The 11,699-nt window shown below is 70.5% G+C and carries 10 protein-coding genes; 1 reads left to right on the forward strand and 9 read right to left on the reverse strand.

What is annotated here, in order from left to right:
* Positions 1–32: 32 nt before the first annotated feature.
* The 9 genes from gmk to DEU37_RS09070 all read right to left on the reverse strand — a co-directional run bounded on the left by gmk (position 33) and on the right by DEU37_RS09070 (position 10,111).
* The gene (gene gmk / locus DEU37_RS09030; RefSeq protein ID WP_121190365.1) at positions 33–929 is read right to left on the reverse strand and encodes a guanylate kinase; all 897 of its coding nucleotides are present in this window, start codon (positions 927–929) and stop codon (positions 33–35) included.
* On the reverse strand, positions 922–1,773 hold the full coding sequence (gene pyrF, locus DEU37_RS09035; protein WP_183043637.1) for an orotidine-5'-phosphate decarboxylase: 852 nt from the start codon (positions 1,771–1,773) through the stop codon (positions 922–924). The genes gmk and pyrF overlap by 8 nt, the downstream gene beginning before the upstream one ends.
* A complete protein-coding gene (gene carB / locus DEU37_RS09040) occupies positions 1,770–5,084 on the reverse strand; it encodes a carbamoyl-phosphate synthase large subunit (protein ID WP_121190367.1) in 3,315 nt (1,104 codons plus the stop codon). The genes pyrF and carB overlap by 4 nt, the downstream gene beginning before the upstream one ends.
* Positions 5,084–6,235 carry a glutamine-hydrolyzing carbamoyl-phosphate synthase small subunit gene (carA, locus tag DEU37_RS09045; RefSeq protein ID WP_121190368.1) on the reverse strand — a complete coding sequence of 384 codons (1,152 nt, stop codon included), beginning with the start codon at positions 6,233–6,235 and terminating at the stop codon, positions 5,084–5,086. Before carA ends, carB begins: the two co-directional genes overlap by 1 nt.
* Positions 6,232–6,786 carry a hypothetical protein gene (locus DEU37_RS09050; RefSeq protein WP_121190370.1) on the reverse strand — a complete coding sequence of 185 codons (555 nt, stop codon included), beginning with the start codon at positions 6,784–6,786 and terminating at the stop codon, positions 6,232–6,234. The genes carA and DEU37_RS09050 overlap by 4 nt, the downstream gene beginning before the upstream one ends.
* Positions 6,783–8,114, reverse strand: coding sequence for a dihydroorotase (locus DEU37_RS09055; RefSeq protein WP_183043638.1), 1,332 nt, complete (start codon positions 8,112–8,114; stop codon positions 6,783–6,785). Before DEU37_RS09055 ends, DEU37_RS09050 begins: the two co-directional genes overlap by 4 nt.
* Complete coding sequence (locus DEU37_RS09060) at positions 8,111–9,091, reverse strand: aspartate carbamoyltransferase catalytic subunit (RefSeq protein WP_121190371.1); 981 nt, start codon at positions 9,089–9,091, stop codon at positions 8,111–8,113. Before DEU37_RS09060 ends, DEU37_RS09055 begins: the two co-directional genes overlap by 4 nt.
* Complete coding sequence (gene pyrR / locus DEU37_RS09065) at positions 9,088–9,627, reverse strand: bifunctional pyr operon transcriptional regulator/uracil phosphoribosyltransferase PyrR (protein ID WP_121190373.1); 540 nt, start codon at positions 9,625–9,627, stop codon at positions 9,088–9,090. The genes DEU37_RS09060 and pyrR overlap by 4 nt, the downstream gene beginning before the upstream one ends.
* Positions 9,628–9,709: 82 nt before the next feature.
* Positions 9,710–10,111 (reverse strand): hypothetical protein, encoded by a 402-nt coding sequence (locus DEU37_RS09070; RefSeq protein ID WP_121190375.1) that lies wholly within the window; start codon positions 10,109–10,111, stop codon positions 9,710–9,712.
* A gap of 160 nt (positions 10,112–10,271) precedes the next feature.
* On the opposite strand from DEU37_RS09070, the gene DEU37_RS14935 reads away from it, so the two are divergent.
* Entirely contained in the window at positions 10,272–11,681 is a 1,410-nt protein-coding gene (locus DEU37_RS14935; RefSeq protein ID WP_220699833.1) for an HNH endonuclease signature motif containing protein, read from the forward strand.
* Positions 11,682–11,699: the final 18 nt, after the last annotated feature.

Genomic DNA, 11,699 nt, shown 5'->3' on the forward strand with positions numbered 1-11,699 from the left:
ACGGCGTCTGCGGACGGATGAAGCCGCTTGCCTCAGCGGGCGAGGGTGGCGATCTCGGCGGCGGCGCGGGCGACGTCGTCGTTCACGACGCGGTAGTCGAACTCGCCTTGAGCGGCCAGCTCCACCTTCGCCGTCTTGAGGCGGCGGGCGCGCTCCTCCGGACCTTCGGTGCCGCGCCCGACGAGGCGGTTGACCAGCTCGTCCCAGCTAGGCGGGGTCAGGAACACGAGGGTCGCGTCCGGGGCGGCCGCACGCACCTGGCGTGCGCCCTGCAGGTCGATCTCCAGCAGCACCGTACGTCCCTCCGCCAGCGCCTTCTCGATGGGCGCGCGCGGCGTTCCGTAGCGGAAAGCGTTGTGCACCGTGGCGTGCTCCAGGAGGGCGTCGTCGGCGATGAGGGCGTCGAAGCCGGCGTCGTCCACGAAGAAGTAATGCTCGCCGTCGACCTCTCCGGGACGCGGCGCGCGCGTGGTCGCCGACACCGACAGCAGGATCTCGGGGTGGTGATCCTTGATGTAGGCGGCGACGGTGCCCTTGCCGACGGCCGTCGGGCCGGCCAAAACGATGAGGCGGCTGCGGCCGCTGCGCGGCTGGAGCGGCGGGAAGCGGCCGTCGAGCCACGCCGTGAGCGCGGCGCGCTGGCGCGTCCCGAGTCCGCCGAGCCGCTTCACGGGCGCGATCTCGAGCTCGGCGAGCACGCGGTCGCGCTTGCCCTCACCGATGGCGGGCAGCGCCGTCAGGAACTCGGTGATCCGCATCGCACCGGCGGGCGAGTCGGGGGCGTCGAGGGCGCGCTGCAGCAGTTCCTGCGGCGTGATGACGCGCATCGCGACATCGTGTTTGAGCGCGGCGCGCTCGCGTCGGGCCGCGACAGCGCGACGGGATGCCGCGACGCGGTCGACCTCGGGAGGAGTGCGGGAATCAGCCATGGGATCTTCCACGGTACAGCTCTGCGCGCTCGGCGATGCGTGCGGCGAGGCCCTCCGGGCCGGCCGAGAGGATGCTACGGCTCTCGCTCGCGATGACGGCCCCGGCGAGATCGCCGAAAACACGCGGGAGGTCGGCCGGCTGCGCCCCCTGCGCGCCGAAGCCCGGCGCCAGAAGCGGAACCGGACGCTCGAACGCGCGCAGCCCGAGCGCGGCGAGATCGACCGTCGCACCGACGACGAGCCCGAGCGACGCCCACTCGTCGGCACCCGTCGGATCAGCGGCGACGACCTCGGCGGCCACCGTCGCGGCCACCGTCTCCTGCCCACGCCGGGCGGACTGCAGCCCCGCGGCTTCGGGATTGCTGGTGGCGGCGAGGACGAAGACGCCCTTGTCGTGCGCGAGCGCGTACGCGAACGTCGACGACAGTGCACCCACGCCCAGATACGGGCTGACGGTCAGCGCATCGGCCTCCAGCGCAGAGCCGGGCGTGAGCCACGCCGCGGCGTACGCGTCCATCGTGGTGCCGATGTCGCCCCGCTTGGCGTCGGCGATGACCAGCAGACCCGCGGCGCGCGCCGCCGCCATCACCTCTTCGAGGGCGGCGTACCCGGCCGAGCCGAATCGCTCGAAGAACGAGACCTGAGGCTTGACGACGGCGACGGTGGATGCCGCGGCATCCACCGTGCGCAGCCCGAACTCGCGGACGCCGGCGGCGTCGACACCGAGACCCCACTCGCGCAGGAGCGCTTCGTGGGGGTCGATGCCGACGCACAGGCGTCCGCGCGCCGCGACGGCCTTCTGAAGTCGAGAGCCGAACGGCAGTCGAGAACCGGACGAGATCACACGGCCGCCCGCTGCTCGGCGGCGGCGAGAGCGTCCGACCGGTCGCGCGCATACTCCTGGAGGCTTCGCACCGAGAAGCCTTCACGCAGGACGGGCAGTGCGCTCACGGCGGCGCCCAGGACGGCCATCGTGGTGAACAGTGCCTTGTCGGCCGCCACCGCCGCCGCGCGGATCTCGTACCCGTCGGCACGGGCGATTCCTCCGGACGGGGTGTTCACGACGATGTCGATCTCCCCGGCGTTGATGAGATCGACGACGTTGCGCTCGCCGGACTCCTGCGTTTCGGAGTACTTGCCCACCACACCGACGCGGATGCCGTTACGGGCCAGGATCTCGGCGGTGCCCTCGGTCGCGATGAGGCGGAAGCCGAGCTCCTGTAGGCGGTGGGCCGGCAGGATGACGGCACGCTTGTCGTCGTCGGCGACCGACAGGAACACGGTCCCCGACGTCGGCATGCCGCCGTACGCCGCGGCCTGGCTCTTCGCGAACGCCGTCGGGAAGTCGCGGTCGATGCCCATGACCTCGCCGGTGGAGCGCATCTCCGGGCCCAGCACCGAGTCGACGGTGTGGCCGTCGGCGGTGCGGAAACGCTTGAACGGCAGCACGGCCTCCTTGACAGCGACGGGGGCATCCAGCGGCACGCGCGATCCGTCCACGAGCGGAAGCAGCCCCTCGGCCTTCAGCTCGGCCACGGTTGCGCCCGCCATGATGCGCGAGGCGGCTTTGGCGAGCGGAATGCCGAGCGCCTTCGACACGAACGGCACGGTGCGCGAAGCCCGCGGGTTCGCCTCGATGACGTAGAGGACCCCGGCCGAGACGGCGAACTGCACGTTCAGCAGGCCGCGAACACCGACGCCTTCCGCGATCGCATGAGTCGCGGCACGGACGCGGTCGATCTCGGTGCGACCGAGCGAGATCGGCGGCAGCGTGCACGACGAGTCGCCGGAGTGGATGCCCGCCTCCTCCAGGTGCTCCATGACGCCGCCGATGTAGAGCTCGTGACCGTCGTAGAGCGCATCGACGTCGAGCTCGATCGCGTCGTCGAGGAAGCGGTCGACCAGCAGCGGCTTGCCCTCTTCGATGACGACCTCGCCGGCGGTGCGCACGAAGTAGTCGCGCAGGCTCTCGGTGTCATAGACGATCTCCATGCCACGGCCACCGAGCACGAAGCTGGGGCGCACGAGCACGGGGTAGCCGATCTCTTCGGCGATCGCGACGGCGCCCGCCTCGTCGATGGCGGTGTCATGACGCGGGGCGATCAGTCCGGCCCGGTCGAGCAGCTGCGAGAACAGCTCGCGCTCCTCGGCGATGTCGATCGCGGCGGGCGAGGTTCCCAGGATCGTGTACCCGGCCTCCTCGATGCCCTTCGCCAGGCCCAGCGGGGTCTGGCCGCCGAGCTGACAGACGACGCCCAGGATGGTTCCCGACTTCGCCTCGGCGTGCAGCACTTCGAGCACGTCCTCCAGCGTCAGCGGCTCGAAGTAGAGCCGGTCGCTCGTGTCGTAGTCGGTCGACACCGTCTCCGGGTTGCAGTTGACCATGATCGTCTCGTAGCCGGCATCCGAGAGGGCGAAGGAGGCGTGCACGCAGGAGTAGTCGAACTCGACGCCCTGACCGATGCGGTTGGGCCCCGAGCCGATGATGACGACCTTGGTGCGCTCGCTCGGCGTGACCTCGGTCTCGTGGTCGTAGCTCGAGTAGTGGTACGGCGTGAGCGCCGGGAACTCCCCCGCGCACGTGTCGACCGTCTTGTACACCGGGCGGATGCCGAGGCCATAGCGCACTCCGCGGATCTCCGCCTCCGTGACGCCGCGCAGCTGCGCGAGCTGGGCGTCGCTGAAGCCGTGCTCCTTCGCGAGACGCAGCGTCGCGGCATCCAGCTCGGGCGCCGCCTGCACGAACGCGGCGACCTCGTTGATGAGGGCCATCTGGTCCAGGAACCACGGGTCGATCTTGGTGGCCTCGAAGGCCTGCGCGATCGTCGCCCCCTTGCGCATCGCCTGCTGGAGCGTCACGATGCGGCCGTCGGTCGGCGTCTTCGCGATCTCCAGCAGCTCCTCCACCGAGCGGGGCTCCTCGCCCCAGTGGAAGCTCGATCCGCGCTTCTCCAGCGAGCGCAACGCCTTCTGCAGCGCGGTCGTGTAGTTGCGGCCGATGGCCATCGCCTCGCCCACCGACTTCATGGTGGTCGTCAGCGTCGCGTCGGCGTTCGGGAACTTCTCGAAGTTGAAGCGCGGCACCTTGACCACGACGTAGTCGAGCGTCGGCTCGAAGCTCGCCGGCGTCGCCTGGGTGATGTCGTTGGGGACCTCGTCGAGGCGGTAGCCGATGGCGAGCTTCGCGGCGAGCTTGGCGATCGGGAATCCCGTCGCCTTCGACGCGAGCGCCGACGAGCGCGAGACGCGCGGGTTCATCTCGATGACGATGATGCGCCCGGATGCCGGGTCGACGGCGAACTGGATGTTGCAGCCGCCGGTGTCCACGCCGACGGCGCGGATGATGTCGATGCCGATGTCGCGGAGCTTCTGGTACTCGCGGTCGGTGAGGGTCAGCGCGGGCGCCACCGTGATCGAGTCGCCCGTGTGCACGCCGACGGGGTCGACGTTCTCGATCGAGCAGACGACGACCGTGTTGTCGGCCATGTCGCGCATGAGCTCGAGCTCGTACTCCTTCCATCCGAGGATGGACTCCTCCAGGAGCACCTCGGTCGTCGGCGAGTCACGCAGGCCGGCGCCGCCGATGCGGCGGAGGTCTTCCTCGTTGTAGGCGAAGCCCGAGCCGAGCCCGCCCATCGTGAACGAGGGGCGGACCACGAGCGGATAGCCGAGCTCGGCGGCGCCGGAGATCAGGTCGTCCATCGTGTGGCAGATGACGCTGCGGGCGACGTCGGCCCCGGCATCCAGCACGAGCTGCTTGAAGATCTGACGGTCCTCGCCCTTGCGGATGGCGTCGACCTTGGCGCCGATGAGTTCCACGCCGTACTTGTCGAGGATGCCCTGCTCGTGCAGCGCCATGGCGGCATTCAGCGCGGTCTGGCCGCCCAGGGTCGGCAGGATCGCGTCGGGCTTCTCCTTGGCGATGATCGTCTCGATCACCGCCGGCGTGATGGGCTCGATGTAGGTCGCGTCCGCGAAGTCAGGGTCGGTCATGATCGTCGCCGGGTTCGAGTTCACGAGGATGACGCGCACGCCCTCCTCGCGCAGCACGCGGCACGCCTGGGTTCCGGAGTAGTCGAACTCGCAGGCCTGACCGATCACGATCGGGCCGGAGCCGATGACGAGGACGCTGTTGATGTCGTCGCGCTTGGGCATCAGTTCTTGTTCTCCAGAGTGGTGCGCACCATGTCGGCGAAGCGGTCGAAGAGGTAGTTGGCGTCGTGCGGACCGGCCGCGGCCTCGGGGTGGTACTGCACGCTGAACGCGGGGATGTCGAGGGCGCGCAGGCCCTCCACGACGTTGTCGTTGAGGCCGATGTGGCTCACCTCGACGCGGCCGTACCCGTTCGGGCTGTCGATGACACCCTCCAGCGGGGCGTCGACGGCGAACCCGTGGTTCTGCGCCGTGATCTCCACGCGACCGGTCTGCTTGTCGCGCACCGGCTGGTTGATGCCGCGGTGGCCGAAGGGCAGCTTGTAGGTGCCGAAGCCCAGGGCGCGGCCGAGCAGCTGGTTGCCGAAGCAGATGCCGAAGAACGGTGTGCGGTCATCCAGCACGGCGCGAAGCAGGGCCACGTGGTCGTCGGATGCCGCGGGGTCGCCGGGGCCGTTCGAGTAGAAGACGGCGACCGGGGCGAGGGCGCGGATCTCGTCGATCGTGGTCGACTGCGGCATCACGTGCACGTCGAACCCGCGGGCGGCCAGGTTGAGGACGGTGGCGCGCTTGACGCCGAGGTCGAGCACGGCGAGGGTGCCGAGGCGCTCGACGCCGTCCGCGGCCGGGGTGAGCTCCACCTCGGTCACGGAGACCGCGGCGGAGAGGTTCTGGCCGGCCATCTGCGGGGCCTCGCGGACGATGCGCAGCTGCTCCTCCGGCGCGAGGCCGGCGGCCTCGCCCGAGAACACGCCGCCGCGCATCGAGCCCGAAGACCGCAGTACGCGAGTGATGGCGCGGGTGTCGACGCCCGCGATGCCGATGATGCCGTCACGGATGAGGGCGTCGTCGAGCGACTCGTCGGCGCGCCAGTTCGACACGACGCGCGAAGGGTCGCGCACGATGTAGCCGGCGACCCAGATGCGACGGGACTCCGGGTCTTCGCCGTTCATTCCGGTGTTGCCGATGTGCGGCGCGGTCTGCAGGACGATCTGTCCCGCGTAGGAGGGGTCGGTGAGCGTCTCCTGGTAACCGGTCATGCCGGTGGAGAAGACGACTTCGCCGAGGGTCGTGCCCCGGGCGCCGTAGGCGCGTCCGGGGTGGCGGGAGCCGTCTTCGAGGACGAGGACGGCGGGGTCGAGCAAGAAGGTCATGCGGCGTTTCCCGTCGAAGTGGTTGAGGTCTGGTCTGTCGCGGTCGGGGTCGAAGGCGGCAGGATGGCGGTGATCGCAGCGGCGAGTCCCTGAGCGGACTGGTCCTGCGGGCGGAGGTAGCTGTCGACCGTCTCGGTCGTCCCGTCGGTGCGTTCGGCGCGCCAGGCGAGGCGGACGAGACCGCCCGGCTCGACAACGCGGTCGATGGCGGTGGTGGCCTGGCCGACGGAGACGATGCGCTCGGTCGTGACGAACATCCGCGGCTGGCCGACGAGGTCCAGCGCCACGCCGCAGTCGGTGACCGTGACGTCGACGCGTGAGCGGAAGCCCAGTCCGCGGATGGCGAGCCGTTCGAGCGCGTCGCCGTGCCGGGTCGTGGCGACGTAAAAGCCGGTCGACACGGTCTGGACGGCGGCGGCATCCGGCACCTCCCCGAAGGGGGCGGTGATCCCGGCATCCCGCCGCGATCGTCGTCGCCAGGCGAATGCTCCCAGCGCCAGCAGGGCGACTGCGACGGCGATCATGACGAGGAGGGCGCCTTCGCGGTTCATGCGCGCTCCTCCCCCATGCTCTCGGCCACGACGCCGTTGGCGACGGTCGCGGCTCCGCGGAAGAACGTCCAGCGCACCTCGCCCGGAAGCTCCCGTCCGAGGTAGGGCGAGTTGACGCTCCGGCCCCGCAGGTCGTCGCGGCCGAACGTCCGCGTCGGAGCGGGGTCGTACAGCGTGAGGGATGCCGGGGCTCCGACGGCCAGCGGCGTGCCGGCGTCGTCGAGCCGACCGATGCGCGCCGGGGCCGCCGACATCACGCGGGCGACGTCGTCCCAGGTGAGCATCCCGGTCTGCACCATCGCGTGGTGCACGACGCGCAGCGCGGATTCGAGGCCGACCATGCCGTTGGCGGCGGCCTGCCACTCGCACGACTTCGCCTCCGCGGGATGCGGCGCGTGGTCGGTGGCGACGATGTCGATGGTGCCGTCGGCGAGGCCTTCGCGCACGGCCTGCACGTCCTCGTCGCGGCGGAGCGGCGGGTTGACCTTGTAGCGCGCGTCGTAGCCGCGCACGAGCTCCTCGGTCAGCAGCAGATGGTGGGGGGTGACCTCGGCGGTCACGTTCACTCCACGCTTCTTGGCCCACCGGATGATGTCGACCGAACCGGCCGTCGAGAGGTGGCACACGTGCAGACGCGAGCCGACGTGTTCGGCGAGCAGGACGTCGCGGGCGATGATCGACTCCTCGGCGACGGCCGGCCACCCGGCGAGGCCGAGCTCGGCCGACACGGAACCCTCGTTCATCTGCGCGCCCTCGGTCAGGCGCGGGTCCTGCGCATGCTGGGCCACGACGCCGTCGAACGCCTTCACATACTCCAACGCGCGGCGCATGATGAGCGGGTCGAACACGCAGAAGCCGTCGTCGCTGAAGACGCGCACGCGGGCCCGCGAGGACGCCATCGCGCCCAGCTCGGCGAGACGCTCGCCCTTCTGCCCGACGGTGACGGCGCCGATCGGCTGCACGTGCACGTAGCCGGCCGCTTCGCCCAGGGCGAGCTCCTGCTCGACGACGCCGGCGGTGTCGGCGACCGGCGAGGTGTTCGGCATCGCGAACACGGTGGTGAAGCCACCGGCTGCGGCGGCGCGGGAGCCGGTGAGCACCGTCTCGGAGGCCTCGTAGCCGGGCTCTCGCAGGTGCACGTGCAGGTCGACCAGGCCCGGCAGGGCGATCAGACCGTCGGCATCCACGACGTCGGCGCCGGTGCGAGCCAGTCCGCCGCCGATCTCGCTGATCCGGCCGTCTTCGAGAAGGAGATCCGCGGCCGCGCCGTCGCCGATGCGGGCCCCGCGGATGATCGTCGGGCGCGCCGACGCGTGTCGAACCGTCACGGGGTGTGCTCCTCTGCGTTCGTGTCGCGCTCGCCGGGACGCTCTCCGGCCAACACCAGGTACAGCACCGCCATCCGCACCGAGACGCCGTTCGCGACCTGCTCCAGCACGGTCGATCGCGGGGAATCGGCGGCGTCGGCGGAGATCTCCAGGCCCCGGTTCATGGGGCCCGGGTGCATCACAATGCTACCGTCCGCCAGAGTGGCCAGACGCGCGGCGTCCAGTCCCCATCGACGGGAATACTCCCGTTCAGTCGGGAAATATGCCGCGTTCATGCGTTCCAGCTGGATTCGCAGCATCATGACGGCGTCGGGCCGTGCGGACAGCGCCTCATCGAGGTCGTAGACGACGCGAGCCGGCCACTGCGACACGTCCTGCGGAACCAGCGTCGGCGGAGCGACGAGGGTGACCTCGGCGCCGAGCGTGTGCAGCAGCCACACGTTGGAGCGGGCGACGCGCGAGTGCAGGATGTCCCCCACGATCGCCACCCGCACTCCGGCGAGGTCGCGGCCACGGCTGTCGTCGCCGAAGCGGCGCTTGCGGATGGTGAACGCGTCCAGGAGCGCTTGCGTGGGGTGCTCGTGGGTGCCGTCTCCGGCGTTGACGACGCCCGCGGTGATCCAGCCGCTGGTGGCGAGCGTCTGAGGCGCGCCGGAGGCGCCATGACGGATGACCACGGCATCCGCCCCCATCGCCTGCAGCGTCTGGGCGGTGTCCTGGAGCGATTCGCCCTTGCTGACGCTGGAGCCCTTGGCCGAGAAGTTGATCACGTCGGCGGAGAGGCGCTTGGCCGCGGCTTCGAACGAGATGCGGGTGCGGGTGGAGTCCTCGAAGAAGAGGTTGACGATCGTCTTGCCGCGCAGGGTCGGCAGCTTCTTGATCTCGCGCGACTGGGTGTCGCGCATGTCCTCGGCGACGTCGAGGATGCGCAGGGCGTCATCGCGAGAGAGCGTGCGGGTGTCGAGCAGGTGCCTCATGATGCGATCGTCACCTCTTCGATGCCGTCGACGTCGGCCAGGTGCACGTTGACGCGCTCGCTGCGCGCGCTCGGCAGGTTCTTGCCGACGAAGTCGGGTCGGATCGGCAGCTCGCGGTGGCCGCGGTCGACGAGGATCGCGAGCCGCACGGCGGCCGGGCGGCCGATGTCGCCGAGCGCGTCGAGGGCCGCACGGATGCTGCGTCCGGAGAAGAGCACGTCGTCGACCAGGATGATGGTCTTGCCGTCGACGCCTCCGGCCGGGATTTGCGTCGGGCGGGGAGTCCGCGTGGGATTGCGGTGCAGGTCGTCGCGGTACATCGTGACGTCGAGGGCACCGACCGGCACGGAGGTGCCGGAGATGTCGCCGAGGAGGGCGCCGATGCGTCCGGCGAGCGTCACTCCCCGGGTCGGGATGCCGAGGAGGACGAGATCATCGGCCCCCTTGTTGGACTCCAGGATCTCGTGGGAGATCCGAGTCAGTGCGCGGGCGATGTCGGCTGTCTGCATCACGGTACGCGTGTTACCGGTGCTCATCCGCCGCTCCCTTCTCCGCCTCTCTGGACGGTGTTAAAGGTTGCTGTGGTTCGGTCCCACTCTACCCGAACCGGGCGGCGCCTCAGGTTGTGGGTCTCCCCGGCGCGATCGCGCGCCGCACGCCTGCGCGGGCGGCGGTGAGGGCGAGGACAAGCAGCGTCACCGACCAGAAGCCCCCGAGGGAGACGGCGTCGCCGAAGAGCAGGTCTTCGAGCCACAGCACGACGAACTTGCTGCCGGGCAGGATCAGCACCAGCATCACGATCGAGGTGACACGCCGCGCCCCCGTCGACGCGGCGCGCAGCCGTGCGACGACGGCTTTCTTGACGCGGAGTACGCCCTCGAGCACGAGCTTCAGCATGATCGCCGTCGCCAGCGAGACAACGAAGCTCTCCGCGATGACGCTCGGGATGAACTGCGCCGTCAGGTTGAGGATCACCAGGTAGATGAGCACGTCCACGAGGTGCAGCGGGTCGACTCTCATGTCACAGCTCCCCTCGCGCACCCCGGGTGCAGTGGTCGCGCTCACTCTAGGGCAGGCCGATGAAGCGCATGAGAACACTCTCACGCGGCGTGTGATGTTTCGTCTCTCGATCTGGACTTTTCCACCGTGTCGTGTCGGAGGCCCTCGGCAGAATGGGGGTATGGATCTCCTCGCACAGCCCCTCGATGACCTGCGTTCGCAGGTCGTTGACGTGCTGCGTGCGGCGGTCTCGAACCGTGTCTTCGAGCGGGGCACCGAATGCGAGCTCGCCCGGCAGATCACCGCGATCGCCGAGATCGTCCGCTTCGTCGAGGCGCTCCTGATCGACGCGACCGGCGAGGTCATGCGGCGTTCGGAGAACGCCGTGCGCGACGAGCGGATGACCTCCCACCTCGGATGCCGCGACGTCACCGAACTGCTGCAGACGCTCACCCGGCTCGAACCGCGGTCGGCGGCCCGGCTGCAGCGGGCGGCGACGGCCGTCCGCCGCGCCGTGTCGCCCACGACCGGTGAGGCGCTCGACGCGCCGTTCCCGTCGGTGCGGGCCGCGATGGTCGACGGGGTGGTCGGTACCGACGGCATCCTCGCGATCACCGGACCGCTCCAGCAGACCGCGCCGCGCGTCTCCTCGGCCGCACGCCGGGAGGCCGCCGACATCGTCGTCGCCGAGGCGCGCGGCGAGGGGCCGGATGCCGCGCCGCCCGCCTGCGCCGAGCTGCTGCGCATCCACGCGCAGACGTGGGCGCTCGCGCTCGATCAGGACGGCGCCGAGCCGCGCGAGCGTATCGCGGAGCGGAAGCGCTCGGTCGTGCTCGGTGTGGCCACCGCGGGAGGAGTTCCGATCCGCGGAACGCTCCTGCCGGAGGTGGCCGCCCAGCTGCAGACGATCTTCGATGCGCAGCTGTCCCCTGCCGTCGCCTTCGACGACCCGATCACCGCCGCCGACGCCCCGCTCATCGTCCGGGACGAGCGCACTCGCCCGCAGAAGCAGCACGATGCGCTCGCGGCGGCACTCGGTGTCGCGGCATCCAGCGGGATCCTGCCCACGCTCGGCGGATACGCGCCCACCCTGGTGGTCTCCGTCGACGCCGACGATCTCGTCGCCGGCACGGGCTTCGCCCACGCGCAGGGCTGCGATCAGCCTGTCAGCACGCTGGTCGCCCGCCACGTCGCCTGCGCGGGTGCGATCCAGCGCGTCGTCACCGGCTCAGACGGTCGCATCGTCGCGATCGGCACCGAGGAGCGCGTGTTCAACCGGTACCAGCGTCGCGCCATCGCCCTTCGCGACGGCGGCTGCGTCATCCCCGGCTGCGGCGTGCCCGCCGGCTGGTGCGAGATCCACCATGTCACCGAGCATGCCCGAGGCGGCCCGACACACACCGACAACGGCGTCCTGCTGTGCTGGTACCACCACCGCTTCCTCGACCGCATCGGCTGGCAGCTGCGCATGAACAGCGGGGTGCCCGAGGTCAAAGCGCCGCCCTGGCACGGCACGGATCATCGGTGGCGGCCGGTGACGACGTCGCCCGTGCGACGGAAGAAACGCGTGAAACGTGTGCTGACGACGTGATCCGGCGGCGTCAGCGAC

The sequence above is a fragment of the Microbacterium sp. AG790 genome, assembly GCF_003634765.1.
GTDB lineage: Bacteria > Actinomycetota > Actinomycetes > Actinomycetales > Microbacteriaceae > Microbacterium.

Coding starts and splice junctions, on each gene's coding strand:
- gmk (WP_121190365.1), bottom strand. CDS start 929: ATGGCTGATTCCCGCACTCCTCCCGAGGTCGACCGCGTCGCGGCATCC.
- carB (WP_121190367.1), bottom strand. CDS start 5,084: ATGCCCAAGCGCGACGACATCAACAGCGTCCTCGTCATCGGCTCCGGC.
- carA (WP_121190368.1), bottom strand. CDS start 6,235: ATGACCTTCTTGCTCGACCCCGCCGTCCTCGTCCTCGAAGACGGCTCC.
- DEU37_RS09050 (WP_121190370.1), bottom strand. CDS start 6,786: ATGAACCGCGAAGGCGCCCTCCTCGTCATGATCGCCGTCGCAGTCGCC.
- DEU37_RS09060 (WP_121190371.1), bottom strand. CDS start 9,091: ATGAGGCACCTGCTCGACACCCGCACGCTCTCTCGCGATGACGCCCTG.
- pyrR (WP_121190373.1), bottom strand. CDS start 9,627: ATGAGCACCGGTAACACGCGTACCGTGATGCAGACAGCCGACATCGCC.
- DEU37_RS09070 (WP_121190375.1), bottom strand. CDS start 10,111: ATGAGAGTCGACCCGCTGCACCTCGTGGACGTGCTCATCTACCTGGTG.
- DEU37_RS14935 (WP_220699833.1), top strand. CDS start 10,272: ATGGATCTCCTCGCACAGCCCCTCGATGACCTGCGTTCGCAGGTCGTT.